We start from the raw sequence: 24,526 nt of genomic DNA, 5'->3' as shown, positions 1-24,526 counted from the left end.
GTCGGGTATCTTGAATGGCGTTCAACAAAACGTAGCACCGTGTTGAATGGCATTCAACACGGTGTGACGTAGACGGCACCCAGGAGGACGTGATGGCGCAGAAGCGCCCGCAGGCCGCCGAAGAGAAGCGTGCCGAAATCGTTGCAGCAGCACGGCGACTGTTCATCGACGCGGGTTACGACGCGACCTCGATGAGCCGCCTGGCCAAGGAAGCCGGCGTCGCGCCCAACACCATTTACTGGTACTTCGGTGACAAAGACGACGTGTTGATCGCGGTGCTCGACGCGGTCATGGCCGACGTGTGGCCGCAGTACGAGGCAATCGCAAGTCAGCCGATCGCGGAACGGCTGCTATGGATCGTCGGCAAGCTCACCGAGATGAGCCGTCTCCTCACGACGGTGCATGCGCGCGTCGAGCACTCCGGGGCCATTGCCGAATGGCATCAGAACTTCCATGCGATCACCGGCAGCCTGCTTCAGTTCGAACTCCAGGCCGCCGGAGTTCCCGCGCCCGACGCCGAAGTCGCGATCGGCGTCTTCACGGTCGAAGGGCTTCTCATGCACCACCACGACGAAGGTCAGCAGCGGGCCATCATCGACGCCCTGGCTTCGCGCTGGACCACACACCGGCCAGGGGTGATCACGTAACCGCAAGGGCGACAGTGAGTTCGGCGATCGACCGCGGGTCCTGGAGCCTCTCGCCGTAGGCGTCCCGTAGCTGCCGCAGCCGATAGCGGATCGTCGACGGCGACACGAACAGGTCGGCTGCCACGTCGTCACGGCGGCCGTGATGCAACAACCAGGACCGCAGCGTCTCGACGAGCCGCTCCCGCGTCCGATCGGGCAGCCCCGCCAACGGAGACAACACTCGGTCACGTAGATCGGCGAGCGCGTCGGCGTCCGCGCCGACGACCAACTCCGGGAGGAACTCGTCGGTGTCGAGGACGCCGGCTGCGTTCGGCCCGCGCTGCGCCGCGGCCCGCACCGCCCGCCGAACCGACGTCCGCGCCGCCTGCCACGACGCCGCCGGCCCCACGACGGCATTCGTGGATTCCAGCGACACGAGGAACGGCGGACGTGCTGAGCCACCGACGTCGCACACCAGGACGACGCGCTGCCCCGGGGCCACCTCGACGGCATCGTCGGGCACGTTGAGCGTGCGGGAGTCGGATGAGATCGGGGTGTGCCGTCGGCTCGCCAGGACCACCGCGGTGAGCGTGCGCGGGGCGGTCCAGTTCGCCTCGGCCGCGGCACGTTCCACCTCGTCGGCCGGTGCCCCGTTCAACAACACGCGAACCAGTCGCTCACGGTGCCGCTCACGGTCCAATCCCGACCTCGCCTGCTCCTCGGCGTAACCCGCCACCCCGGCCGCGGAGATCTGGTCCAAGTAGGCGAAGAACATCTCGGCGAACGCGCTGATCTGGTCCCGGTCGATGTCGTCACGGACGGCCACAGAGCTCCAGTCGCGCCAGAGTTCGCGCGCGCCGACACGATAGGCCGCCAGTTGTACCTCGGTGGGTCGGCCGTTACGGGCTTCACGCCGACCGAAGCGGTACGCGGTGTCCAGCACGTCCTGCATGGGCACAGCCGTGAGCGGTTCGGTCGACGCGTGCAACTGGTCGAGCAGGGCGCCCAACAGCTGGTCGGCCGAGGCGGTGATGACCGGACGCCACGAGTCCTCGGCAGCGGTCGCGAGCTCAGGGACCTCGGCGATGACGGCCAGCACCATGCGGTCGATGAGAGCCGGCAATCCCGCCCGCATCGCCGCCAGTGTGTGCGGAGGCAGCCCGACGATTCGCGTTCCCGGGATCGGCAGCTCAGGCATGAGGCCGACTGTACGGGTTCGAAGAACCGCGAACTGGCCGCCAGCGACAGTTTTAGCGCAAAGAATTGGCCGTTCAGGGCGAGAAGTTGACCACAGAGGTGAAGAAGAATGGGGCCATGACCATCTCCTCGACCATGCCCGGTAGCGGCACCAGCCGGGAGGACATCTCGCTGCGGCTGCTCAAGGGCTCGGCCAAGAAGTCCTACGAACCCGTCGTCGACATCGACTGGAGCGCCCCGCTGGCCGACGACAAGTACTTCGTCCCACCGCACATGTCGTCGCTCTGGGGCACGCCGCTCTGGGAGCAGATGTCCGATCAGCAGCGGATCGAATTGTCCCGGCAAGAGTTCGTCAACTACCTGTCGATGGGAATCTGGTTCGAGAACATGCTCAACCAGTCGTTGCTGCGAGGGATGATCCACTCCTCACCGACGGCCCACACCACGTTCTACGAGCTGACGGAACTGGGCGACGAAGCGCGCCACATGCTGATGTTCGGCAGAGCCATCGAGCGGCTGGGCGTCGAGCCTTTCTGGCCGACAGGGAACGCAGCGCGCCGGGTGAACGCCATGGCCTTCGTGTTCCGGGGCCCCATGCTGTGGATCGCAGCGCTGGTCGGCGAAGAGATCTTCGATGCGCTGCAACGCAGGATCCTCGAGGACGGGCAGGACGTGCAGCCGCTGGTGCAACGCGTGATGCGCATCCACGTCACCGAAGAGGCCCGCCACATCCAGTTCGCCCGCGACGGCATCCGGCGCGACGTGGCCACGCTGTCGCCGCGCATGCGCTGGCTGTTGGCCAATCTGCACGGCCTCGGCGCTCGGCTCTACTTCCAGAACTTCACCCGACGCGGCCTGTACCAGCGCGTAGGACTCGACGCCGCCGAAGCGCAGCGGCAAGCACGCGCCAACAAGAACTTCCACGCCGTGCAGCGAACGGGTTTCGCATCGCTGGGCGAATTCCTCGACGATCTCGGCCTGATGGGGCCGCTGGCGCGCCGGATGTGGAAGCGGAGGCACTTCCTGTGATCGACCTCGGTGAGGGGCAGGACGGAAGGCCGGGCTACGCCGGACCGGCCAGCCTGGTCGTCGGCGACGTCCGTCATCCCGTACGAGTGCGGTTGACCGGCTCCATCAACCCCTTCGACGGGCATTACCACTGGCAGGGCACCGTGTACGACGCCCCGCCGGAGGTGCGGTCTGGCAGCGCGGCGGCACGCCTGTGCGTAGCCGACGTCGATGTCACCGCTCGGCTCGTGGAGCGGACCGCGGGTGGACACCTGATGATCAGCGGTGTCGGCCGGCCGCCCTTCGCGCCCTGACCGACAGGGGAATCGCGTCGCGGCGTGACCGCAGTCGCTACCCTGCCCAGGTGACCTTCCGCAAACTCCTCGCCGCGCTGGCGATCTTCGGGGTGCTCGCCAGCGGCGTCGGCATCGCGTCGCTCGTGCTGGTCGCCAGGTCCGACGATCAGCAGTCCGCGGTGCCGCGCCGGACACCGCCCGAGCCGCCACCGCCGTCGGTGCCCACGGTCAAGGAGTTCCTGATCGGAGTCACGGTGACCAACCAGGCCTGCCAGCCGAACGGCCCGTGCGTGTACACCTACACGATCGAGCCCAAATACGTTGGCCTGCATCCTTTCCCGGAGACGCCGTTCGCCGTCGAGTACGAGGTCACGGGCGGCAACGCGCCACAGCCGGGCAGGTTCACCGTGCAGGGCGAGAAGGCGGAGATCTTCAAAGACGTCCAGATCGAGGGGCCGCCGGGGGCGCGCCTGTCGGTGAACGTGCTGCGCGTCGTCGAGGAGCCACCGCCTCCTCCGCCGCCACCCGGTGCGCCGCCACCACCGCCGCCACCCGCACCGACGGCGCCGCAGCCGTGACCGAACCGCAACGGAGCCCCTGGATCCGCAACTTCAACCCGGCGCCGGCTGCGCCGCTTCGTCTGGTGTGCTTCCCACACGCGGGCGGGTCGGCCAGCTACTACTTCCCGCTGTCACGGGCACTCTCCCCGGAGTTCGACGTCTTCGCCGTGCAGTACCCGGGGCGCCAGGACCGCTACAAGGAGCCGTTCGTCGAGACCATCGACGAGCTGGCCGACCAGATCACCGCCGAACTCGCCGCGGTGCCCGCCGGGCCGGTCGCGTTCTTCGGGCACAGCATGGGCGCCGTCCTTGCCTTCGAGGTGACCCGCAGGCTGGAGGCCGCGCAGGGCCGCACACCAGTGACGATTTTCGCCTCCGGCTCACGCGCCCCCAGCCGCTACGGCGACGAACGGGATCACAAGGACGACCGCGAGCTGGTGGACGTGATGCGTCAACTCGGCGGCACCGATCCGCGGGTGCTGGAGAACCAGGAGATGCTCGAGACGTTCCTGCCGGCGTTCCGCAACGACTACCGCGCCCTGCAGGCCTACCACCGTGGCACCGACATCGGCGTCCACGCTCCCGTGGTCGTGATGACGGCGACCGATGACCCCAAGACCAGCGTGGCCGACGCCTCGGCGTGGCACGAGCACACCTCAGCAGGCGGGTCCGTGCACACCTTCTCCGGCGGGCACTTCTATCTGGAGAAGCAGCCGCAGCAGGTGATCGACGTCATCGCTGCGACGTTGCGGGGGCTCCCGGGCTGACCGGTCACGAACCCGGGGTGAGGACCGCCTTGCCGGTGCGCGTCCCGCCGCTGCGATCGATCCAGGTGAGGTCGACGACGTCGCCCGGGTAGTGCCGGTCGAGCAGCGCCGGCAGCGACTTCGACGAGTCGAGCCGCACCCCGTCGACGGAGATCAACAGGTCGCCATCGGCCAGCCCGGCCTGCTCGGCGGGGCCGCCGCGCAGAACCTCCTGGATGACGACGCCCGATTCGCCGCTGTCCGCGGCGCGGATACCGACGCCCAGCAGGACCGGCGGTCCGATGTGCACGCTGTCGGAGGCAGCCCCGGCGCGGATCTGGTTGGCGATCGACATCGCGTCGTTGATCGGGATCGCGAAACCTTTTCCACCCGGTCCCATCCGGAAGTTCACCGACGCGGCCGTCGTGATACCCACGACCTCGCCGTCTCCGTTGACGACGGGACCGCCAGAATCACCTGCGCGCACCGGCGCGGCGAACTCGATCAGGCCGGTGATCTCTTCGCTGGAGCCGGTCAGGCTGTCCTCGGCGTTCACGGTCTGACCGAACGCGGTGAACGTGCCGGTCTCACGGGTCAGTGGGGCCTGCGTGCCCGAGGCGTTGCCGAGCGCGACGACGGGTTCGCCGGGCACCAGGACGTTGGAGTCACCGATGCGGGCCGGGGGGAGCCCGCCGGCACCCTGCAGCTGCAGGACGGCGACGTCGCGCTTGCGGTCATAGCCGACCAAGGTGGCGGGGTAGGCGCGCCCGTTGACGGTGCCGGTGATGCTGTCTGCGCCCTGGACGACATGGAAGTTGGTCAGCACCTGACCACCCGGGTCGATCACGAAGCCAGTACCTGCGCCGATGACACCCTGATAGTTGACCTGCGTGTCGATCCGCACCACCGACGGCTCGACCTGTGTCGAGACTGCGACGAGATCAGTGGGGGCGGCGGCAGCCGGCGCCACGGGGGCGACGAACGCCAGCACTGCGGTCACTGCGGCCAGGGCGAACCTCAGCCGGGGAAAGGAACCCATAACAGTCAATAGTGGCCGTCGGACGAGCTGCTGTCGAACGAGATCGTGCTTGCTCAGTCCTCGACCGCCACAGAACCGCGGGTACGGCGACGCTTGCTGAGCAGGGTCCCTTTGCCGCTCGGGCGCTTGTTCTGGAGCTTGCCGGCGGCCTCGGAGTCGTCCGTGTCGGAATCGTCAGCAGGTTCCGCCTCGGCGACCGGGGCGGGCTCCTTCGTCGTCTCGTCATCCGTCTCGACGGCGTCATCCGCCGCGTCCTCTACGTCACCGGCCGCGGCGTCGGCACTGTCCGTGCTCTCGTCGCTCTCTTCGCTCTCGCCAGTCGTGTCGGCCTTGCGGCCCCGTCGCGACGTGCGCTGCTTGACCTTCACCGGTTTGGGCGGCGGAGGCGGTAGCTCGGCGACGAAGGCCAGGTAGAACGCCAGGAATCCGAGGAGGGCGACCGCCGCGGCGGCGCCGTAGATGCCGAACAACCACTGCCCGGCGCTGTCGAGCGAGATCCAGATCTCGGCGATCGCTGCCCCGATGATCAGTGCCGCGGCCAGCACGTGCAGCACGATTGAGGCGGTGCGCAGCCGCAGCGCCGCGTGGGGCACGCCGAATTCCGGCCGGCGGGTGCGCTGCAGCGTGAACACGACGGGGAGCGCGGCCAAGCCGATCAGTGCGCCGGTGACGATCCGCAGCGCGGTGCCCAACGTGTGCGAGGTGTCGCCGAGCAGTTCGAACGTGCGGGGGAGGACGAAAAAGTAGTAGAGGACACCTGCGGCAACGGCGAACGACACGTGCCAGACCACCGCGACGGTGCGGCCCATACTCCTCCTCGATCGTGGTGCCCGGGGTGCGACGACGTGGGTGAACCGGTCGATCGCACCCCGGGCGAGTGCGGAGGATGCGGGATTTGAACCCGCGAGGGCGTTAACCCAACCCGCGTTCCAGGCGAGCGCCATAGGCCACTAGGCGAATCCTCCGTCGGCAATCGTAACCGACCGGCATGGTGGCTCGAAAAATCCGCCACCCGTTAGACTCCTCGTGGACCCCGCGCGGCGTCCATCCTGTGAACTCCCCCAGGGCCGGAAGGCAGCAAGGGTCAACGGGCTCTGGCGGGTGCGCGGGGTCCCCTTCATGTCATGCACAGACGACGGGAAAGGCGAGCGGTGTCGTTTCAGTCGCTGAGCCGCGAGGAGCTGGCTCAGCAGCACGAACTGCAGCAGCGCAACTACGTCGAGCTGCAGGCCAAGAAGCTCCAGCTCGATCTCACCCGCGGCAAGCCGTCGCCGACCCAGCTCGATCTGTCCAACGGCCTGCTGAGCCTGCCGGGCGACGGCCCGGATGCCTTCCGCGACCCCGACGGCACCGACACCCGCAACTACGGCGGCCTCCACGGACTTCCGGCGCTGCGAGCCATCTTCGGCGAGCTGCTCGGCATCGGAGTGTCGAACCTGATCGCGGGCAACAACGCCAGCCTCGAGTTCATGCACGACGTGGTCGTCTACTCGCTGCTGCACGGCGGCGTCGACTCGCCGCGACCGTGGATCGACGACCTGCGTGACGGCACCGGTGTGAAGTTCCTGTGCCCCGCTCCCGGATACGACCGGCACTTCGCGATCACCGAGAGTCTCGGCATCGAGATGATCACGGTGCCGATGCGCGAAGACGGACCCGATGTCGACCTGATCGAAGAGCTCGTCGCAGCGGACCCGGCGATCAAGGGCATGTGGTGCGTGCCGGTGTACGCCAACCCCACGGGTGCCACCTATTCGTGGGAAGTGGTCCGGCGTCTGGTCCAGATGCCCACGGCGGCAGCGGATTTCCGTCTGATGTGGGACAACGCCTACATGGTCCACACGCTCACCCTCGAGTTCGCCAAGCAGGTCGACGTGCTCGGCCTCGCTGCGGCGGCGAATCATCCGAACCGGCCGCTGGTGTTCGCCTCGACCTCGAAGATCACGTTCGCCGGCGCGGGAGTCAGCTTCTTCGGCGGATCGCTGGGCAACATCGCCTGGTACCTGCAGCACGCGGGCAAGAAGTCGATCGGACCCGACAAGGTCAATCAGCTTCGGCATCTTCGCTTCTTCGGCGACGCCGACGGTGTGCGCCTGCACATGCGCCGCCACCAGGAGCTGCTCGCGCCCAAGTTCGCGCTCGTCCAGCAGATCCTCGAGGACCGCCTGGGTGAGTCGAAGATCGCGTCGTGGACCGACCCCAAGGGCGGCTACTTCGTCAGCCTCGACGTGCTGCCCGGCACCGCCAAGCGCACCGTGGCGCTGGCGAAGGACGCGGGTATCGCGGTGACCGAGGCCGGCGCGTCCTTCCCGTACCGTAAAGACCCGCAGGACACCAACATTCGTATCGCGCCGACGTTCCCGGGAATGGCCGATCTGCGTGAGGCCATCGACGGTTTGGCCACGTGTGCGTTGCTGTCGGCGACCGAGTCGCTGCTGGCGGAGAAGTAGTCGGGGTAGGTCGGTAGCCTGCTTTCGTGGCTCTCTACCGTAAGTACCGTCCGGCGACGTTCGCCGAGGTCGTCGGCCAGGAACACGTCACCGAGCCGCTGTCGGTCGCGTTGAACTCGGGCCGCATCAACCATGCGTACCTGTTCTCCGGGCCCCGCGGATGCGGGAAGACGTCCTCGGCGCGCATCCTGGCCCGCTCGCTGAACTGCGCCCAGGGGCCCACTGCCACTCCCTGTGGAGTGTGCGATTCCTGTGTGGCCCTGGCCCCCAACGGCCCCGGCAACGTCGACGTCGTCGAACTCGATGCGGCCAGCCACGGCGGTGTCGACGACACGCGAGAGCTGCGCGATCGCGCGTTCTACGCCCCGGCACAGTCGCGGTACCGCATCTTCATCGTCGACGAAGCGCACATGGTCACCACCGCGGGTTTCAACGCGCTGCTCAAGATCGTCGAGGAGCCACCCGACCACCTGATCTTCGTGTTCGCCACCACCGAGCCGGAGAAGGTGCTGCCGACGATCCGCTCGCGCACCCACCACTATCCGTTCCGGCTGCTGGCGCCCCGCACCATGCGGTCGCTGATCGAGAAGATCGTCGCGTCGGAGACCGTCGACGTCGACGACGCGGTGTATCCGCTCGTCATCAGGGCAGGCGGTGGTTCACCGCGAGACACGCTGTCGGTGCTCGATCAGCTGCTCGCCGGGGCCGAGGGAAACCATGTCGCCTACCAGCGGGCACTGGCACTGCTGGGCGCCACCGACGTCGCGTTGATCGACGACGCGATCGACGCGCTGGCCGCGGGTGACGCCGCGGCGCTGTTCGGCGCGGTCGAAGGTGTCGTCGACGCGGGCCACGACCCGCGGCGCTTCGCGACGGATCTGCTGGAGCGGTTCCGGGACCTGATCGTGCTGCAGGCCGTGCCCGACGCGGTCGCCCGCGGCGTCGTCGACGGCGCCGAGGACGAACTGGACAGGATGCGGGAGCAGGCGGCACGGATCGGAACGGCCACGTTGACCCGCTACGCCGAGGTGGTGCACGCCGGGCTGGGGGAGATGCGCGGGGCGACGGCGCCGCGCCTGCTGCTCGAGGTGGTGTGCGCGCGCCTGCTGTTGCCGTCGGCCAGCGACACCGAGGCGGCGCTGCTGCAGCGGGTGGAGCGCATCGAGACCCGCCTGGACATGTCGATCCCCGGCGATGGGACCAGCGCCCCCGCTGCCGCGGCACCGGTCAAGCAGTACGTCCGCAGGACCCAGACCGCCGACCACGCGCCGGCTCCGGCGGCCCCACCCGCTCCGGCGGCGACAGCCCCGGCCGCGCGACCACCTGCTCCTCCGGTGGTGCCGAAGCCGACGCCGCCGCCACCCTCACCGCCCACGCCCACGCCCACGGCCACGCCCGAAACCGAGCCTGAACCTGCTGCCGCTCAACCGGTTTCGTCACCGCCGCCGGTGCGCCAGCCGGCGGCACCCGCGGTCGAGGCGCCCCCCGTGACCCCGGCGGCGACCGTCGCCGCCGGCGAACCGAACGCGGCGGCCGTGCGCAGCATGTGGACCACGGTGCGTGAGAAGGTCAGGGAGCGCAGCCGCACCACCGAGGTGATGCTGGCCGGGGCCATCGTGCGTGCGGTCGAAGACGGCACGCTGATCCTCAGCCACGAATCGGCACCGCTGGCCAAACGGCTGACCGAGCAGCGCAATGCCGACGTCATCCGGGAGGCGCTCAAAGACGCGCTGGGGGTGAACTGGTCCGTGCGCTGCGAAGTCGGGTCCGCACCCGCAGCGGCGCAGGAGGCTACCGCTCGGCCGCGCCGGATGGCCGACGAACCGCCGCCGCCGCCGGATGGGGATGACGAGGCGAGCATGCTGGCCGAAGCCGACACCATCGATCCCGCCGCGCCCCGCCGGGATCCGGAGGAGGCGGCGCTGGAGTTGTTGCAGAGCGAGTTGGGCGCGCGCCGCATCGACGGTTGAGCGGCTACGCGCTCCACCAGGGCCGCAGCGGCAGACCGCCGTCGCCACCCCGCTCGTCGAGTTTGACCGCCAACACCTGGTGCAGCTGAATCGCGTTCTGCTCGAAGCCGACGCGTGAGCCCGCCATGTACAGGCCCCACACCTTGGCGGTGGCCAGCCCCACCTCGGCGACCGCCTGGTCCCAGTTGTCGACCAGATTGCGGCACCAGTCCCGCAGCGTCATCGCATAGTGGTGGCGCAGATTCTCCTCGTGCAGAACCTCCAAGCCGACGTCCTGGACCTCGGTGATGATGCGCCCGGATCCGGTCAGCTCCCCGTCGGGGAACACGTAGCGGTCGATGAACCCGCCGGCGGCTGCGCCGTGCCGGTTGTCGTGCCGGGTGATGCAGTGATTGAGAAGGAGCCCGCCGGTCCGCAGTTTGGACTTCAGGAACCGGAAGTAGGCCGGATAGTTCGCCACGCCGATGTGTTCGGTCAGGCCGATCGAGGACACGGCGTCGAACTGTGACTCGCGCACGTCGCGGTAGTCGCAGTGGCGCACCTGCGCCAGATCTCCCAATCCTTCGTCGAAGATGGCCTTCTGGGCCCAGTCGGCCTGCTGACGCGACAGCGTGACGCCGATGGCCTTCACACCGTGGCGGGCGGCGTAGCGCACCATGCCACCCCAGCCGCAGCCGACGTCGAGCAGTCGGTCGCCAGGCTTCAGCCGGAGCTTCTCGAACACCAGCCGGTATTTGTTGTCCTGCGCCTCTTCCAACGACGCATCCGGGCTCGAATAGCAGGCGCACGTGTAGGTCATCGACGGGCCCAGCACCCACTCGTAGAACGTGTTCGACACGTCGTAGTGGTGATGGATTGCTTCTGCGTCACGAGTCTTGCTGTGCCGCAGCCCTTCTGCGACCCGACGCCAGCGCGGCAGGGCTTCCTGCGGTGGCGGTGAGATCGGTTTGAGGCGCTCGATGCCGATCGAGCGGACGATCTGGGCCATCACGCGCGCGGGTGGCCGCTTGAAGTCGAGTTTCTCGGTCAGCGCGTTGAGCAACGGGTACGGGTCACCCGGGTGGACGCCGTGCATGTCGAGGTCACCCGAGATGTAGGCGCGCGCCATCCCCAGGTCGCCGGGGGCGGTGGCCAGATACGTTGTGCCACGCGGGGTTCGCAGATCGAGTCCGAGTTCGGCATCGGCGGGCCCGGCGCTGCTGCCGTCGTAGGCGGTGAACTTCAAGGGCTGGGTGCCCGAGGCGAAGATCTCCAGGATCTCGGCCAGGCTGAGTTTGGGGGCCTCCGTGGCCTCTCGAAAAGTCGTCATTGTCGCCGCACCGCCTTCGCATACAGGTCCAAGAACCGTGAGTCCGGGTCGTAGGTCTTCTTCGCCGTCGTGTACACCTCGCCGCCGTAGAGCTCGTCGAAGTCCTCCCGCGAGTAGAAGGCGTCCGAGTACAGGGACTTGTGCCCCGCGAGATCGCTGACCTTGCGTTCGATCATCTTGTTCGTGTACCCCTCCTCGGGACCGATAGGCACCGAGGACCAGAATCCGACGTTGACGTAACTGTGCTGCGGCCGGATCGGGTACAGCGGCCAGCCGCCAGCTGAACTCGTCGATTCGCGAAGCCGCAACGGGCACAGCCAGATCGGTTCGATCGGGACGGTGTCCAGGAACCAGTCGACGAAGGCGGCGGTGTTCTCGATGGGCACCTCGATGTCCTGCACCACCCGCTCCCGTGGCGGCCGTCCGTTGCGCTTCTCGACGCGGTCGGCGATGTCGAAACGCTGGTCGTAGCCGATCAGCTTCCAGTAGACGCTGCTGCGCCTGAAGCGTCGCGGCCAGAGGCGCCGGATTCTGGGGTTCTGGGCGCCGAAAGCCCGTGAGCACCAGAACCAGTCGGTGTCCCAACGCCACAGATAGTCGTGGATCGTCAACCGGTCGTGCTTCTCCCCGGTCGGATGCTGGATGGACCGGTAGTAGATCTGCTGGCCGGTGTAGTCGCTGACGGGGCCGGGCGTGGCCGATTGCGTGCCCAGACTCAGGTAGCTCTCGTCGGTGGTGAACACCACACCGTCGAGGTAGTCGACCCGCTCGCCGTTCCAGCCGCCGGTCTCGATGATGCGATCCATCGCCTCCACGAGCTCGGTGACGGAGTGAAATCGAAGGTGCCGCAACATCACGAAAGGCTTCACCGGCTCCAGCTCGATCTTCAACCGCACCGAGTAACCCAGCGTGCCGTACGAATTGGGGAAGGCGCGAAACAGGTCGGAGTTCTCGTCGACCGAGGCACGCACGATTTCCCCTGTGCCCGTGAGGATGTCCATCTCGAGCACCGACTCGTGCGGCAGACCGTTGCGGAACGACGTCGACTCGATACCCAGCCCGGTCACGGCGCCGCCGAGGGTGATCGTCTTCAACTGGGGGACGACGAGCGGTGAGAGTCCGTACGGCAACGTGGCCGCGACGAGGTCTTCGTAGGTGCACATGCCGGCGACGTCCGCCGTGCGCGCCGCGGGATCGACCTCGATGACACCGGTCAGGCCCGAGACGTCCAGACCGGGCGCGGTGCTCTTGGCTCGGGCGCGAAACAGATTCGAGGTGGGCTTGGCCAGCCGTACGGTCGCACCTACCGGGATGGCCCGGTAGCTGGTCAGAAGCCGCTGCACACCATCGGCGTGCGCGGCCCATGCGTCGATCGAGCCCACAGCCACACATATACGCTAGTCCGCGGTTGCATCCGGTGCGACCGCACCCGACTCGACGACAAGGAGTTCCACCGATGGGACAGGTCAGCGCGTCCAGCACGGTTCTGATCGACGCCGACCCCGCGACAGTGCTCGGCGCCGTCGCCGATTACGAGGCGATGCGTCCGAAGATCCTGTCCGAGCACTACCGCGGTTACCGCGTGCTCGAAGGCGGTCAGGGCGCAGGAACGGTCGCCACGTGGACACTGCAAGCCACGAAGTCGCGCTCACGTGAGGTGAAGGCCACCGTCGACGTCGCGGGCCGCACGGTGATCGAGAAGGACGCCAACTCGTCGATGGTGACCAACTGGACGGTCGCACCGGCCGGTCCGGGATCGTCGGTGACGGTCAAGACGTCCTGGCAGGGTGCCGGCGGCATCGGCGGGTTCTTCGAGAAGACGTTCGCGCCGATCGGTCTGCGCAAGATCCAGGCCGAGGTGCTCGGAAACCTCAAGCGCGAGGTCGAGGGCACCGAAGCGGTTCAGGACGTCTAGCGGTTCAGGACGTCTAACCGCGCTGGGCGCTGAGGAAGGCCACTACGCCGCGTACGATCGCATCGGCGTACTTCTGCCGGCCCTCGGGGGACTTCATCAAGCCCGAGTCGATCGGGTTCTTCATGTTCCCGCATTCGACGAGGATCGACGGGTACTGGGCGAGGTTGAGTCCGGCGATGTCGGCGCGGGGATTGAGCCCCGAGGAGCCGATGTAGGTCGCGGGCGGGATCCCCGAGCCCGCCATCGTGTCGCGCATCACCTGGGCGAACTGCACCGCGGGTCCGGCCTGCGCCGCGTTGAGCGGCGGCGACGAGTACAGCACGTGGAACCCGCGCCCGGTGGACGGACCGCCATCGGCGTGGATCGACACGACCGCGTTCGGCCGTATCGCGTTCGCCATCGCGGCGCGCTCGTCGACGCAGGGTCCCGGCCCACTGTCGTCGCCGCGCGACATCGCGGTCCGCACCCCGAGTCCGGTCAGCGCCTGTCGGACGCGCAGCGTCGTGTCCCAGGTGAACGTGTGCTCCGGGTAGCCGTCGTCGGTGGCCGTGCCACTGGCCTGGCAGTCCTTGGTACCGCCGCGGCCGGTGGGGACCTGGCGGCTCAACCCCGCCATGGACGCCTGGTGGCCGGGGTCGAGGAACACGATCATGCCCGCGACGTTGGACGGTGCGGCGCCCGCCGGCGCGGCGAGCGTCGACGCCGCGACGAGCAGCCCGGCTACGGTCAGGGCGCCGACACGGCGAGTGGCTCGGAGTAGCACGCCGCCACGGTAGACCGCGCGCGGACTACGCTGGAAGCCCTGAGCGCTGCTTCGGCGCGAGCGCAACCAAGTCGAGACCGACACGCAATCAACACGCAAGAGGATCAGCATGCAGCCCGGTGGCCAACCCGATATGTCCGCACTGCTCGCCCAGGCTCAGCAGATGCAGCAGCAGCTGATGGAAGCACAGGAATCGCTGGCTGCCTCCGAGGTGCACGGTCAGGCCGGCGGCGGTCTCGTGCAGGTGACGATGCGGGGCAGCGGAGAGGTGGTTGGCGTGGCCATCGACCCGAAGGTCGTCGACCCGTCGGACGTGGAGACGCTGCAGGACCTCGTCCTCGGGGCCATCGCCGACGCCGCCAAGCAGGTCACCATCCTGGCCCACGACCGGCTGGGCCCGCTGGCCGGCGGCATGGGTGGCCTCGGCTTGCCGGGGATGTGACTTGTTCGAAGGACCCGTTCAGGACCTGATCGACGAGCTCGGCAAGCTGCCCGGGATCGGTCCCAAGAGCGCCCAGCGGATCGCTTTCCACCTGCTGTCCGTCGAGCCGCCGGACATCGACCGGCTGACCGCCGTGCTGAACAAGGTCCGCGACGGCGTGACGTTCTGCGCGGTGTGCGGCAACGTCAGCGACGAGGAGCGGTGCCGGATCTGCGCCGATCCGCGCAGAGACGCATCGCTGGTGTGCGTGGTCGAGGAACCCAAGGACGTGCAGGCCGTCGAGCGGACACGGGAGTTCCGCGGGCGCTATCACGTGCTGGGCGGGGCGCTCGATCCTCTCTCAGGCATCGGGCCCGACCAGCTGCGTATCCGGGAGCTGCTGAACAGGATCGGCGAGCGTGTCGACGGGGTCGAGGTCGCCGAGGTGATCATCGCGACCGATCCCAACACCGAGGGGGAGGCGACCGCGACGTATCTGGTGCGGATGCTGCGTGACATCCCCGGGCTGTCGGTCACGCGCATCGCCTCGGGTCTGCCGATGGGCGGGGACCTGGAGTTCGCCGACGAGTTGACGCTGGGCCGCGCGCTGGCGGGCCGTCGTGCCATGGCCTGAGTGCCATGGCCTGACCTGTTCGCGTGATCGGTCGGCGTTGTCGGTGGCTGTTGACACCATGACCGCATGAACAGGGTCATCCTCGGCGGCGAGGCCGTCCGGGCGGGAGTGGCGACCCGGCATGAACTTCGCCGCGACTACACGACGCTCTACCGGGGCGTGTTCATCCGCAACGGGGTAGAGGTCACGCTGCGGGACCGGGCGGTCGGCGCGTGGTTGACGACGGGCCGTACGGGAACGATCGCCGGTGTCGCGGCCGCGGGGTTGCACGGTGCCCCGTGGGTGGATGTCGATGTTCCGATCGACGTGATCGGCGTCAGGCGCTCCCCCCGCGAAGGCGTGGTCGTCCACACCGACGTGCTCACAGACGACCAGATCACCACTGTCGGCGGGCTGCCGGTGACCACGCGGGTGCGTACCGCGTTCGATCTCGGGCGTCACCTCGGCCGCGCCGAGGCGTTGGCTCGGCTGGATGCATTGATGTGGAATCAGCGGTTCGATGTCGCCGAGGTCGTCGAGCTGGCGGATCGTTTCCCCAGGGTGCGGGGTGTCGCGCAACTGCGCGAACTGCTGCCGCTGGTCGACGGCGGTGCCGCGTCGCCGCGCGAGAGCGCGATCCGGCTTGCGCTGCACGACAACGGCTTTCCCTGTCCCGAGACGCAGTATCCGGTGCTCGACGGATCGCGGCCCGTCGCATTCCTCGACCTCGCCTATCCGGAGTACGGCGTCGCGGTCGAGTGTGACGGCGACGACCACCACGTCAAGAACATCGCCGGCCTGCGGATGCTGGAGCAGCGTGAGTGGATCGTGATCCGGGCGATCGCCGAGGACCGTCCCAGTGCCTGGCTTGCCCGTGTCGCAACCGCGTTGCGGGACAGGGGTTGCCAGCTGCCCGCGGCGCTCGTCACGACGCAGTGCGCGTGACGGCCTCGTGCCGCAACCGGGCGGTGAGCCGACGGTACCCGTTCAGGTTCACCAACCCGCGGTGCTCCGGTGCGCCACGCAACCGCAGGTCGGGATAGCGGTCGAACAGGGCCCGCAGCGCGGTCACCGCCTCGTTGCGCGCGAGCGCAGCGCCGAGGCACACGTGGATGCCGCTGCCGAACGCCAGGTGGTCGCGGGCGTTGGGGCGCGTAATGTCGAAACGGTCGGGCCGGTCGAACACCTTGGGGTCCCTGTTGGCTCCGCCGAGCAGCAGCACCACCGCGGTGTCCCGCGGGATCGGCACGCCGGCGATCTCGGTGTCGCGGCTGGCTTGACGCGCCGTCATCTGCACGGGGCTGTCGAAGCGCAGCATCTCTTCGATCGCCGACGGCCAGAGGTCGGGATCGTCGCGCAGAAGCGCGAGCTGGTCGGGGTGGTTCATGAGCGCGACGATGCCGTTACCGATGAGGTTCACGGTCGTCTCGACCCCGGCGCCCACGAGCAGCGCCGCGTTCGCGCGCAGCACCCGATCGGTCAGCCCGCTCTCGAGTGCCATCGTGCTGAACGGAGTGCCGTCCGAGCCGCCGGCGCGCAGCCGACGGAAGTGCTCCCGCATGTAGGCCTCGACGTCGCGCAGCTCGGTGATCGCGCCGCGATACGCCGACCAGGTGATGCCGATGTCGAGCAACGGGGCGATGGTGTTGCCCCACCGAAGAATTCGGGCGCGCTCCGCGGTCGGCACGCCGAGCAGGTCGCTGATCACCGCGGCCGGCACCTGAGCGGCGTAGTCCCCGATCAGATCGACCTCACCGCGCCCGTCGAGCCCGTCGAGGAGCTCGAGGGTCAGCTCGTCGATGCGGGCGTCGAGAGTGGCGATGGCGCGTGGGGTGAAGCTGCGCGCCACCATCTTGCGATAGCCGGTGTGCACGGGCGGGTCGGTCATCAGCATCGACGGCGCCTCGACGGGGTTGGGCAGCTCGGGGTCGAGTCGGCGGACGACCCGCGCGAGAGCGTCGGGCAGGCCGGTTTCAGACGGATCGGCCACGCGGAAATCGTTGTCGCGCAGTATCTCTCGGCAGACCGCGTGGTCTGCGGTGACCATCACCGCTGGCGTCTGCGTCAGGGGGCCGCCCCCGCGGATCTCTTCGATGCGACGCAGCCGCCCCGCAGAATCCTCCCGTCCGAGGGTCAACGCCGCCATCGGTTCCCCGTGGCGAGCTCGATAGGAGAGAAAGGCCCGCGGGAGCCCGTGCAGCGCTGTCCAGCGCATCCAGGTCGATAGGTTGCCAGCCATACCTCGACGGTAGGCACTCCAGCGCATGGGCGCATCGGCCCAGGAGCTGATCATGGTCTCCTACCCTGGTAGGAGACCGACCGCCGCCCGCAGACGGTTCCGCGGCTGCGGGACCGCTCCTAGACTGGGACGATGCTCGATGCGCTGCGGCACCGCGTGCGCGTGTACGCCGCGCGCACAGTGCAGGACGTGCCGGGCGGCTACACATGGCCGTTCGTCGTCAGCATCGACGTGACGATGGTCGTGGTGGCAGTGATCGCGGCCCTTCAGCGGCCGTGGTCGCATTGGTGGCTTGCAGCCGTCGCCGTGCTGATCGGTGTCCTGCCCGACATCGTGTTCGTCGTCGCCGGCCGGCGCGTGCCCGTCACCGTCGAGGCGACGACGGTGTGGCTGGCGTGGATGGTGACCACCGCGGTGTTCCTTTTCGGCTTCCCGACCCCGATCGCCGGCGATTTCGCGCCGATCCTTCTCGGCCTTCTGACCGGCGTGATCGGTTCGTTCACCTCATCGCGGGGTGGGCTGCTCGTCGCCGTGTCGGCGGCGGTCCTGGTCGCGGTGGCGGCGATGGCCGGTCGGGTGGACACGCCGTGGCTGTACCTGAGCTTCGTCGCCATCGGCCTGCTCGTCGGCTCGCTGATGCGCACCCAGCAGGAGTTGCTCCTGGAACAGCGGCGGGCCCAGGCCAAACGCGCCGAGCACGCCGCCGCCGACGAGCGTCGCCGCATCGCCCGTGAGGTCCACGACGTCATCGCGCATTCCCTGAGCGTGACTCTGCTGCACGTCACCGGTGCCCGTCGCGACCTGCAGGTCGACCGCGACGTCGACGAGGCCGTGGACGCGCTCGAACAAGCGGAGCGCCTCGGACGTCAGGCGATGGCCGACATCCGGCACACCGTCGGCCTGCTCGACGACGCGACCAGCACCGCGGTTCCCGAGCCAGGAATCGGCGATGTCGCCGCGCTCGTCGACGATTTCGTGCAGGCGGGACTGTCGGTGTCACTGCGCATCACCGGCGACACCGGTCGGATCTCCGCCGCGGAAGGACTCGCGCTCTATCGCATCGCTCAGGAGTCGCTCGCCAACGTCGCCAAGCACGCACCCGAGTCGACGACGGCGGTCACCCTCGAGGTCGCGGGTTCGGCGGCGGCGCTCACGGTCGTGAACCGGATGCCGGCTCTCGTCGCCGGCGCGCGCCGGCAAGACCGGCAGGAAGGGCGAGGCATGCGTGGGATGCGCCAACGGATCGAACTTCTCGGCGGCACCCTGGACGCGGGCCAGGACGGCGGGCAGTGGTCGGTGCGCGCGGTGATCCCGAGCGGCACGCTGTGACCACCGAGATGGTGAGCGCGTTGCTCGTCGACGACCAGGAGTTGGTGCGCTCGGGCCTGCGGCGCATCCTGCGCCGCCGTGACGGGATCGCCGTCGTCGCCGAGTGCGCCGACGGTGACGAGGTGCCCGGCGCCGTGGCCGAGCACGACCCCGACGTGGTCGTGATGGATCTGCGGATGAAGCGCGTCAACGGGATCGAGGCGACTCGCGCCCTGACCGAGGGTGGCGGACCGCCGGTGCTGGCGCTCACGACGTTCAGTGACGAGGAGCTGCTCTCGGGTGTATTACGCGCCGGGGCAGCAGGTTTCGTGCTGAAGGATTCACCGGCGGAGGAGCTCATCCGGGCTGTACACGCCGTCGCGCGCGGCGACGGCTACCTCGACCCGTCGGTGACGGCGCGTGTGTTGACCACCTACCGCACTGCGGCTACCAGCCCTGCGCCCGACGTGGTGCGGGAGCTGACACCGCGGGAGCTCGACGTGTTGACGCTGATCGCCAAGGGCCGCTCCAACAGTGAGATCGCCGAAGAGTTGGTGATCTCCGGGGTAACCGTGAAGAGTCACATCGGCCGCATCTTCGGCAAGCTGGGATTGCGGGACCGCCCGGCAGCGATCGTCTACGCCTACCGGCACGGCATCGTCGCCGCCCGCTGATCAGACGCGTCTGGGCGCCGCGAGACGTTCGCGCCGCAGCGTGTCGACCTCGGGAAGGTCAAGGGGGGCAAGCGGTCCCACCACCTTGGTGAGTAGGTAGTCGGCTAGCTCGGGGTTGCGCGCGAGGCAGCATCCGTGCAGATATGTTGCCACGATGCTGTCCTGCACCGCGCCGTCGAAGCCCGAGCCCGCCCGGTTGCCCGCGCCTTTGGTGACCGCGGCCAGCGGACGCGCCTGTGCGCCCAGATCGGTTCCGCCGCGGTGATTCTCGAAACCCGTCAACTGCTGCGTGAGCCCTTCGATCAACGGTGTCGAGGCCACCTCGCCGATCGTGCGTTCCGGCTGCGGCGATGTCGTCACGTCCAGCAGTCCGACTCCCGACACCCGTTCCCCGGCCGACGTCTCGTACCAGTGTCCCAGCACCTGGATCGCCGCGCAGATGGCCAGCACCGGGGCGCCGCGTGAAACCGCCTGTTGCAGGCCGGGATAGCGGGCCAGATGTTTGGTCGCGAGCCGCTGTGCGTAGTCCTCTGCGCCGCCCAGGGTGTAGAGATCCAGCTCGGCGGGCACCGGATCATCGAGCGTGATCTCGACGATGTCGGCGTCGATACCGCGCAACCGCAGGCGCTGACGCAGCACCAGCGAATTGCCGCCGTCGCCGTAGGTGCCCATCACGTCGGGCAGGACGAGTCCGATGCGGACCGCGGATTCGCTCATGGCAGCCGCCTGTTCAGCTGGAGGAACGCCGTGTAGTTGGCCAGCACCTCGACGTGGCCCGGTGGGCAGCTGCGGATCGCGGCCATCGTGTCGTGCACCAGCGTGTGCTCGACTCCGGCGTAGCCGAGGCGCACCGCGAGATCGGTGCCGCGTTCCCCGGCTGCGACCACCGGCACGTCCTCGAAGTGTTCGAAGCGGACGTCCCACAGCCAGGACAGGTCTTCGCCGTCGGGTACCTGTCCGTTGACCGAGATCACCACCCCCGCTGCGTCGCGGTCGAGCATCGACAGCGCCTCCTGCCATCCGGCGGGGTTCTTGGCCAGCAGCAGGCGGGCGGTGTGCGACGGGGCGACCGGCACGGTGCGGTAGCGGCCTGCCACTTCGTCGACGGCCGAGACGGCGGCGACGGCGGCGGCGGGGTCGGCGCCGAGGGTGACTGCAGCGGCGACGGCCTGGGTCGCGTTGCCGCGGTTGACGGTGCCGGGCAGGGTGAGCGTCATCGGCAGGCTCAGGCCGTCGGGGCCGTAGATGTGGGTGTCGTCGTACCACCAGTTCGGGGTGGGCCGGCGGAAATCGCAGCCCGTCGAGTGCCAGTCCGCTCCCTCGCGCACGATCACCTCACCCGACCGCGGGCAGCTCACCGAATCGCTGGCCCAGCCACCGCCGGCAGCCACCCACACCACATGGGGGTGGTCGTAGGCGGCCGAGGTCATCAGGACGTCGTCACAGTTGGCGACCACCACGGCGGCCCGGTGGCGCTCCAAGCCCCCGCGCAGGGTCCGCTCGATGTGGTTGATCTCACCCACGCGGTCGAGCTGATCCCGCGACAGGTTGAGCAGCACGATCACCGATGGGGAGACGGCGTCGCTGACATGCGGGACGTGCATCTCGTCGACCTCGAGCGCAGCCAGGGGCGCATCCGGCGCGGCGGCCAGCGCGGCCACCAGCCCGGCATCCATGTTGGCGCCCTCGGCGTTGGTCGCGACGGGCCCGACGGTGGCCAACGCCGCAGCTGTCATCCGGGTGGTGGTGGATTTCCCGTTGGTGCCGGTGATGACGACCGTGCGGCGGCCCTGTCCGAGCTGCGCCAGGATCGAGCGGTCGATCGTCATCGCGACGAGCCCGCCGATCATCGCCCCCGCGCCGCGGCCGGTGACCCGTGACGCCCAACGGGCGCCTGCACCTGCTGCGAGCGCCGCCCGTGCGCGTACCGAGACCATTCCCGGCAGTTTAGAGAAGGGGCCGACACGCGGCGTGGGGAGCAAGGCTTGTCGGGGCTGCGTGCCATCCTCGGGGGGTGAGCTCAACCGCCGTCAGCACCTGGGGCCGGCCCGCCGAGCAGGCGGGCGCGGGGTGGGCGGTCGTCGACGTCGAGACCTCCGGTTTCCGGCCCGGGCAGGCGCGCGTCGTCAGCGTCGCCGCGCTCGCGCTCAGTGACGACGGCAACGTGGAGAAGAGCCTCTACTCGCTGCTCGATCCGGGGGTCGATCCGGGCCCAACCCATATTCACGGCCTCACCGCGGAGATGCTCGCCGGGCAGCCGACCTTCGCAGACGTCGTCCAGGATCTGTGCGAGGTGCTGCGGGGCCGCACGCTGGTCGCGCACAACGTCGGCTTCGACTACGCGTTTCTCGCCGCCGAGGCCGAGATGGTGGGTGCGGCCCTACCGACGGACACCGTCATGTGCACCGTCGAGCTCGCCCGCCGGTTGGACCTCGGACTGGAGAACCTGCGGCTCGAGACTCTGGCCGCGCACTACGGGGTGACCCAGATGCGCCCCCATGACGCTCTCGACGACGCGATGGTGCTCGCGCAGATCCTCAAGCCGGTGCTGGTGCGCGCCTGCGAGCGGCGCGCGTGGCTGCCGGTGCACCCGGTGTCGCGGCGCACGTGGCCCAACGGTCGCATCACTCACGACGAGCTGCGTCCATTGAGAGCGGTGGCTACGCGGCTCCCGTGTTGCTTCGCCAATCCCGGCCGGTACGTTCCCGGGCGTCCGCTGGTGCAAGGCATGCGGATCGCGGTGGCCGCCGAGGTCGAACGTACCCACGAGGAGTTGATCGAACGCGCGCTTCAGGCGGGCCTCGCCTTCACCGAGTCCATCGACCAGAACACGTCACTGGTCGTCTGCGATACACCGGAAGTGCAGCAGGGCAAGGGTTTTCAGGCGAAAGAACTGGACGTTCCGGTGATGGCGTCGGCGGAGTTCACGGATGCTGTGGTGTCAGTCATAGGTGGTACCCAGGTCGAAGACTTCGTCGGCTCCGACCTGGGCGATGACCAACTCGCCTTGTTCTGAATCAGGGCGCTTCGCAGATCCGTCCCGGCGTGCATCCCGCGACGTCAGGCATCCCGTCCTGACCCGGCGGAATTTCCCCGACGATGGGCGGCGGACCGCCCTCGGGTGCCGTCGCGTCACATGCGGCGCCACGTGCGGCACCGCCCGGGTCGTCACACGGCACATTGGGCTGTGCACCGGCGATGGGTGCCATCGCGATGACCGTCGCGGCGGCCCCGGTCAGCATGGCTGTTCCGAAGGTGAAGAGTTTCATGCTGCTGTGAATTACCGGCGTGATCGCTGTTTAAACGGCCTAATCGTCGCGATGACGTAGACCCCGCACGGAAACTGTATCAACACAACACTTTTCAAGATCAGCTCAGCGCCGGGCGGCCCGGTTCACCGCCGACACCACCGCGCGCAGCGACGCCGTCGTGATCGAGGTCGCGATCCCGACACCCCACACGGTCTTGCCGTCGATCGAGGCCTCCACGTACGCCGCGGCCTGCGCTTCTTCGCCCGAGGACATGGCGTGCTCGGAGTAGTCGAGCACGTTGACGTCGTAACCGATCGCGCCCAGCGCATCACAGAACGCCGCCAGCGGCCCGTTGCCGGCGCCGACGATCTCACGTTCCGCGCCGTCGACCTTGACGACCGCGGTGATGGTGTCGGTCCCGCCGTCCACCTCGGCGGCGTCGACGCGTTGCCGCATGCGCTCCAGCGGTGTGATCGGCGCCAGGTACTCCTCGTGGAACGCGTCCCACATCTCCTTCGGCGACACCTCGCCACCCTCACCATCGGTGATCGCCTGGATGGCCGCGGAGAACTCGATCTGCAGTCGCCGGGGCAGCGCCAACCCGTGGTCGGCCTTCATGATGTAGGCCACGCCGCCCTTGCCGGACTGCGAGTTCACCCGGATCACGGCCTCGTACGTGCGTCCGACGTCCTTGGGGTCGATCGGCAGGTAGGGAACCTGCCACAGGATGTCGTCGACATCCGAATCCTGTTCGTCGGCCGACACTTTCATCGCATCCAGGCCCTTGTTGATGGCGTCTTGGTGACTGCCGGAGAAGGCCGTGTACACCAGATCGCCGCCGTATGGGTGCCGTTCGTGGACGGGCAGCTGATTGCAGTACTCGACGGTGCGGCGGATCTCGTCGATGTTGGAGAAGTCGATCTGCGGGTCGACGCCGCGGGAGAACATGTTCAGCCCCAGCGTCACCAGGCACACGTTGCCGGTGCGCTCGCCGTTGCCGAACAGGCATCCCTCGATGCGGTCCGCGCCGGCCTGATAGCCGAGTTCGGCTGCGGCGACGGCAGTTCCGCGATCGTTGTGCGGGTGCAGGCTCAAGATGATGCTGTTGCGCGGGGTCAGGTGCCGGTTCATCCACTCGATGGAGTCGGCATACACGTTCGGCGTGGCCATCTCCACCGTCGCCGGCAGGTTCACGATCAGCGGTACCTCGGGCGTCGGCGCCACGATCTCGGCGACGGCGTTGCAGACCTCGACGGCGTATTCCAGCTCGGTGCCGGTGTAGGACTCAGGGGAGTACTCGAAGCGCCACTGGGTGCCGGGGTACTTCTCGGCCTCCTCGACGCACATCCGGGCGCCGTCGGTGGCGATCTTCTTGACGGCGTCACGGTCGGCGCGGAACACGACGCGGCGCTGCAAGATCGACGTCGAGTTGTAGAAGTGCACGATCGCGCGGGGCGCGCCTTCACAAGCCTTGAAGGTCTTCTCGATCAGCTCGGGGCGGCACTGCGTCAGCACCTGGATCGTCACGTCGTCGGGGATCGCGCCCTGCTCGATGATCTCGCGAACGAAGTCGAAGTCGGTCTGACTCGCCGACGGGAAGCCGACCTCGATCTCCTTGTAGCCCATGCGGACCAGCAGGTCGAACATCCGACGCTTGCGGGCCGGGCTCATGGGGTCGATCAGCGCCTGGTTGCCGTCGCGCAGGTCCACTGCGCACCACAGCGGGGCCACGTCGATGACCTTGTCGGGCCAGGTGCGGTCGGGCAGCGTGACGGGCTCTACTTCAGCGGCGAAGCTGCGGTACCGGTTGACCGGCATCGCGGAGGAGCGCTGGGTGTTCCAGGCGGGCTGGCCGTCAGGACGGGGACCGGCAGGCGTGGTGATCGTGCGTACCGAATGGAAGGCGTCGGGGGTGAAGTTCTCGGTCATGATGTGGGCTCCGGGTTGGTCTTGGGAATCTCAGACCGGCGCATCGCGAATACCCGCGACGGGAGGCCAGTCTGGATCAGACCCCGTCGCGGCGTCCGAGAAGGAGCACCCGCTGCACGCGGATGACTGTACTCCCGCGGGCGCGCCGGGCAAAACGCCGGTTGTGCGACCGCGGTGGTGCGGTGTCATCCGCGACACGCCGCGGCGGGCGT

At 68.6% G+C, this 24,526-nt stretch carries 25 protein-coding genes, 1 tRNA gene and 1 other RNA gene; 15 read left to right on the top strand and 12 right to left on the bottom strand.

The window, feature by feature from the left end:
- The first annotated feature begins 92 nt into the window (after window positions 1-92).
- Window positions 93-647: a TetR/AcrR family transcriptional regulator gene (locus ACZY1G_RS14510; RefSeq protein WP_463822769.1), complete on the top strand. Its 555-nt coding sequence runs from the start codon at window positions 93-95 to the stop codon at window positions 645-647.
- On the opposite strand, the gene ACZY1G_RS14505 is transcribed toward ACZY1G_RS14510, so the two are convergent.
- The gene (locus ACZY1G_RS14505; protein WP_463812552.1) at window positions 640-1,824 is read right to left on the bottom strand and encodes a PucR family transcriptional regulator; all 1,185 of its coding nucleotides are present in this window, start codon (window positions 1,822-1,824) and stop codon (window positions 640-642) included. The two genes, ACZY1G_RS14510 and ACZY1G_RS14505, sit on opposite strands and share 8 nt — an antisense overlap.
- Before the next feature lie 116 nt (window positions 1,825-1,940).
- Between ACZY1G_RS14505 and ACZY1G_RS14500 the strand changes: the two genes are divergently transcribed.
- Genes ACZY1G_RS14500 through ACZY1G_RS14485 form a run of 4 tightly spaced genes read left to right on the top strand, consistent with a single transcriptional unit; the run spans window position 1,941 to window position 4,454 of the window.
- Window positions 1,941-2,852: an AurF N-oxygenase family protein gene (locus tag ACZY1G_RS14500; protein ID WP_463822768.1), complete on the top strand. Its 912-nt coding sequence runs from the start codon at window positions 1,941-1,943 to the stop codon at window positions 2,850-2,852.
- The gene (locus tag ACZY1G_RS14495) at window positions 2,849-3,145 is read left to right on the top strand and encodes a DUF4873 domain-containing protein (protein ID WP_463822767.1); all 297 of its coding nucleotides are present in this window, start codon (window positions 2,849-2,851) and stop codon (window positions 3,143-3,145) included. The genes ACZY1G_RS14500 and ACZY1G_RS14495 overlap by 4 nt, the downstream gene beginning before the upstream one ends.
- 50 nt (window positions 3,146-3,195) lie before the next feature.
- A complete protein-coding gene (locus tag ACZY1G_RS14490) occupies window positions 3,196-3,705 on the top strand; it encodes a hypothetical protein (RefSeq protein ID WP_463822766.1) in 510 nt (169 codons plus the stop codon).
- Complete coding sequence (locus ACZY1G_RS14485) at window positions 3,702-4,454, top strand: thioesterase II family protein (protein WP_463812548.1); 753 nt, start codon at window positions 3,702-3,704, stop codon at window positions 4,452-4,454. Before ACZY1G_RS14490 ends, ACZY1G_RS14485 begins: the two co-directional genes overlap by 4 nt.
- Window positions 4,455-4,458: 4 nt before the next feature.
- Here ACZY1G_RS14485 and ACZY1G_RS14480 read toward each other — a convergent pair whose 3' ends face one another.
- The 3 genes from ACZY1G_RS14480 to ACZY1G_RS14470 form a co-directional block, all read right to left on the bottom strand.
- A complete protein-coding gene (locus ACZY1G_RS14480) occupies window positions 4,459-5,472 on the bottom strand; it encodes a S1C family serine protease (RefSeq protein WP_463812547.1) in 1,014 nt (337 codons plus the stop codon).
- A 53-nt stretch (window positions 5,473-5,525) separates the two neighbouring features.
- Window positions 5,526-6,281, bottom strand: a complete 756-nt coding sequence (locus ACZY1G_RS14475) for an eL24 family ribosomal protein (protein WP_463822765.1) — start codon at window positions 6,279-6,281, stop codon at window positions 5,526-5,528.
- A 71-nt stretch (window positions 6,282-6,352) separates the two neighbouring features.
- A tRNA-Ser gene (locus tag ACZY1G_RS14470) sits at window positions 6,353-6,437 on the bottom strand.
- Window positions 6,438-6,497: 60 nt separating this feature from the next.
- Between ACZY1G_RS14470 and ffs the strand changes: the two genes are divergently transcribed.
- The 3 genes from ffs to ACZY1G_RS14455 all read left to right on the top strand — a co-directional run bounded on the left by ffs (window position 6,498) and on the right by ACZY1G_RS14455 (window position 9,892).
- Window positions 6,498-6,592, top strand: an RNA gene (gene ffs, locus ACZY1G_RS14465) — signal recognition particle sRNA small type.
- Window positions 6,593-6,623: 31 nt separating this feature from the next.
- The gene (locus tag ACZY1G_RS14460) at window positions 6,624-7,922 is read left to right on the top strand and encodes an aspartate aminotransferase type Ic (RefSeq protein WP_463822764.1); all 1,299 of its coding nucleotides are present in this window, start codon (window positions 6,624-6,626) and stop codon (window positions 7,920-7,922) included.
- Between the two features lie 26 nt (window positions 7,923-7,948).
- Window positions 7,949-9,892, top strand: coding sequence for a DNA polymerase III subunits gamma/tau (locus ACZY1G_RS14455; protein WP_463822763.1), 1,944 nt, complete (start codon window positions 7,949-7,951; stop codon window positions 9,890-9,892).
- Window positions 9,893-9,896: 4 nt separating this feature from the next.
- Here the strand turns inward: ACZY1G_RS14455 and ACZY1G_RS14450 are convergent, their stop codons facing one another.
- Entirely contained in the window at window positions 9,897-11,201 is a 1,305-nt protein-coding gene (locus ACZY1G_RS14450) for a class I SAM-dependent methyltransferase (protein ID WP_463822762.1), read from the bottom strand.
- Window positions 11,198-12,589: an FAD-binding oxidoreductase gene (locus ACZY1G_RS14445; protein ID WP_463822761.1), complete on the bottom strand. Its 1,392-nt coding sequence runs from the start codon at window positions 12,587-12,589 to the stop codon at window positions 11,198-11,200. The genes ACZY1G_RS14450 and ACZY1G_RS14445 overlap by 4 nt, the downstream gene beginning before the upstream one ends.
- A gap of 68 nt (window positions 12,590-12,657) precedes the next feature.
- Here ACZY1G_RS14445 and ACZY1G_RS14440 point away from each other — a divergent pair, with 68 nt between their 5' ends.
- Window positions 12,658-13,116 carry an SRPBCC family protein gene (locus ACZY1G_RS14440; RefSeq protein ID WP_463812541.1) on the top strand — a complete coding sequence of 153 codons (459 nt, stop codon included), beginning with the start codon at window positions 12,658-12,660 and terminating at the stop codon, window positions 13,114-13,116.
- 13 nt (window positions 13,117-13,129) lie between these two features.
- Here ACZY1G_RS14440 and ACZY1G_RS14435 read toward each other — a convergent pair whose 3' ends face one another.
- Window positions 13,130-13,879, bottom strand: a complete 750-nt coding sequence (locus ACZY1G_RS14435; RefSeq protein ID WP_463822760.1) for an Rv3717 family N-acetylmuramoyl-L-alanine amidase — start codon at window positions 13,877-13,879, stop codon at window positions 13,130-13,132.
- 109 nt (window positions 13,880-13,988) lie between these two features.
- Between ACZY1G_RS14435 and ACZY1G_RS14430 the strand changes: the two genes are divergently transcribed.
- The 3 genes from ACZY1G_RS14430 (at window position 13,989) to ACZY1G_RS14420 (ending at window position 15,858) form a co-directional block, all read left to right on the top strand.
- Window positions 13,989-14,321, top strand: coding sequence for a YbaB/EbfC family nucleoid-associated protein (locus tag ACZY1G_RS14430; RefSeq protein WP_463822759.1), 333 nt, complete (start codon window positions 13,989-13,991; stop codon window positions 14,319-14,321).
- Window position 14,322: 1 nt separating this feature from the next.
- Window positions 14,323-14,934, top strand: a complete 612-nt coding sequence (gene recR, locus ACZY1G_RS14425) for a recombination mediator RecR (RefSeq protein ID WP_048422551.1) — start codon at window positions 14,323-14,325, stop codon at window positions 14,932-14,934.
- 66 nt (window positions 14,935-15,000) lie between these two features.
- Entirely contained in the window at window positions 15,001-15,858 is an 858-nt protein-coding gene (locus ACZY1G_RS14420) for a hypothetical protein (RefSeq protein ID WP_463822758.1), read from the top strand.
- Here the strand turns inward: ACZY1G_RS14420 and ACZY1G_RS14415 are convergent.
- Window positions 15,839-17,152, bottom strand: coding sequence for a cytochrome P450 (locus ACZY1G_RS14415; RefSeq protein WP_463822757.1), 1,314 nt, complete (start codon window positions 17,150-17,152; stop codon window positions 15,839-15,841). The genes ACZY1G_RS14420 and ACZY1G_RS14415 overlap by 20 nt on opposite strands.
- Window positions 17,153-17,284: 132 nt before the next feature.
- Here ACZY1G_RS14415 and ACZY1G_RS14410 point away from each other — a divergent pair, with 132 nt between their 5' ends.
- Both ACZY1G_RS14410 and ACZY1G_RS14405 read left to right on the top strand, forming a co-directional pair.
- Window positions 17,285-18,481, top strand: coding sequence for a sensor histidine kinase (locus tag ACZY1G_RS14410; protein WP_463822756.1), 1,197 nt, complete (start codon window positions 17,285-17,287; stop codon window positions 18,479-18,481).
- Between the two features lie 8 nt (window positions 18,482-18,489).
- Entirely contained in the window at window positions 18,490-19,134 is a 645-nt protein-coding gene (locus tag ACZY1G_RS14405; protein ID WP_463814750.1) for a response regulator transcription factor, read from the top strand.
- On the opposite strand, the gene ACZY1G_RS14400 is transcribed toward ACZY1G_RS14405, so the two are convergent.
- A complete protein-coding gene (locus tag ACZY1G_RS14400) occupies window positions 19,135-19,851 on the bottom strand; it encodes a type 1 glutamine amidotransferase (RefSeq protein WP_463822755.1) in 717 nt (238 codons plus the stop codon).
- Entirely contained in the window at window positions 19,848-21,071 is a 1,224-nt protein-coding gene (locus tag ACZY1G_RS14395; RefSeq protein ID WP_463822754.1) for a MurT ligase domain-containing protein, read from the bottom strand. Before ACZY1G_RS14395 ends, ACZY1G_RS14400 begins: the two co-directional genes overlap by 4 nt.
- Before the next feature lie 77 nt (window positions 21,072-21,148).
- Between ACZY1G_RS14395 and ACZY1G_RS14390 the strand changes: the two genes are divergently transcribed.
- Window positions 21,149-22,150 carry a DEDDh family exonuclease gene (locus ACZY1G_RS14390; RefSeq protein WP_463822753.1) on the top strand — a complete coding sequence of 334 codons (1,002 nt, stop codon included), beginning with the start codon at window positions 21,149-21,151 and terminating at the stop codon, window positions 22,148-22,150.
- Window position 22,151: 1 nt separating this feature from the next.
- Here the strand turns inward: ACZY1G_RS14390 and ACZY1G_RS14385 are convergent, their stop codons facing one another.
- Window positions 22,152-22,403 (bottom strand): hypothetical protein, encoded by a 252-nt coding sequence (locus ACZY1G_RS14385; protein ID WP_463812532.1) that lies wholly within the window; start codon window positions 22,401-22,403, stop codon window positions 22,152-22,154.
- A 105-nt stretch (window positions 22,404-22,508) separates the two neighbouring features.
- Window positions 22,509-24,314 (bottom strand): 2-isopropylmalate synthase, encoded by a 1,806-nt coding sequence (gene leuA / locus ACZY1G_RS14380; RefSeq protein WP_463812531.1) that lies wholly within the window; start codon window positions 24,312-24,314, stop codon window positions 22,509-22,511.
- Between the last annotated feature and the right edge of the window lie 212 nt (window positions 24,315-24,526).

Source organism: Mycobacterium sp. IDUB_5, assembly GCF_055419565.1.
Note: the sequence above shows the minus strand (reverse complement) of the source record. Positions and strands in the feature narration are given on the sequence as shown.

Coding starts and splice junctions, on each gene's coding strand:
- ACZY1G_RS14510 (WP_463822769.1), top strand. CDS start 93: ATGGCGCAGAAGCGCCCGCAGGCCGCCGAAGAGAAGCGTGCCGAAATC.
- ACZY1G_RS14505 (WP_463812552.1), bottom strand. CDS start 1,824: ATGCCTGAGCTGCCGATCCCGGGAACGCGAATCGTCGGGCTGCCTCCG.
- ACZY1G_RS14500 (WP_463822768.1), top strand. CDS start 1,941: ATGACCATCTCCTCGACCATGCCCGGTAGCGGCACCAGCCGGGAGGAC.
- ACZY1G_RS14480 (WP_463812547.1), bottom strand. CDS start 5,472: ATGGGTTCCTTTCCCCGGCTGAGGTTCGCCCTGGCCGCAGTGACCGCA.
- ACZY1G_RS14475 (WP_463822765.1), bottom strand. CDS start 6,281: ATGGGCCGCACCGTCGCGGTGGTCTGGCACGTGTCGTTCGCCGTTGCC.
- ACZY1G_RS14450 (WP_463822762.1), bottom strand. CDS start 11,201: ATGACGACTTTTCGAGAGGCCACGGAGGCCCCCAAACTCAGCCTGGCC.
- ACZY1G_RS14440 (WP_463812541.1), top strand. CDS start 12,658: ATGGGACAGGTCAGCGCGTCCAGCACGGTTCTGATCGACGCCGACCCC.
- ACZY1G_RS14430 (WP_463822759.1), top strand. CDS start 13,989: ATGCAGCCCGGTGGCCAACCCGATATGTCCGCACTGCTCGCCCAGGCT.
- ACZY1G_RS14420 (WP_463822758.1), top strand. CDS start 15,001: ATGAACAGGGTCATCCTCGGCGGCGAGGCCGTCCGGGCGGGAGTGGCG.
- ACZY1G_RS14415 (WP_463822757.1), bottom strand. CDS start 17,152: ATGGCTGGCAACCTATCGACCTGGATGCGCTGGACAGCGCTGCACGGG.
- ACZY1G_RS14410 (WP_463822756.1), top strand. CDS start 17,285: ATGCTCGATGCGCTGCGGCACCGCGTGCGCGTGTACGCCGCGCGCACA.
- ACZY1G_RS14405 (WP_463814750.1), top strand. CDS start 18,490: ATGGTGAGCGCGTTGCTCGTCGACGACCAGGAGTTGGTGCGCTCGGGC.
- ACZY1G_RS14400 (WP_463822755.1), bottom strand. CDS start 19,851: ATGAGCGAATCCGCGGTCCGCATCGGACTCGTCCTGCCCGACGTGATG.
- ACZY1G_RS14395 (WP_463822754.1), bottom strand. CDS start 21,071: ATGGTCTCGGTACGCGCACGGGCGGCGCTCGCAGCAGGTGCAGGCGCC.
- ACZY1G_RS14385 (WP_463812532.1), bottom strand. CDS start 22,403: ATGAAACTCTTCACCTTCGGAACAGCCATGCTGACCGGGGCCGCCGCG.
- leuA (WP_463812531.1), bottom strand. CDS start 24,314: ATGACCGAGAACTTCACCCCCGACGCCTTCCATTCGGTACGCACGATC.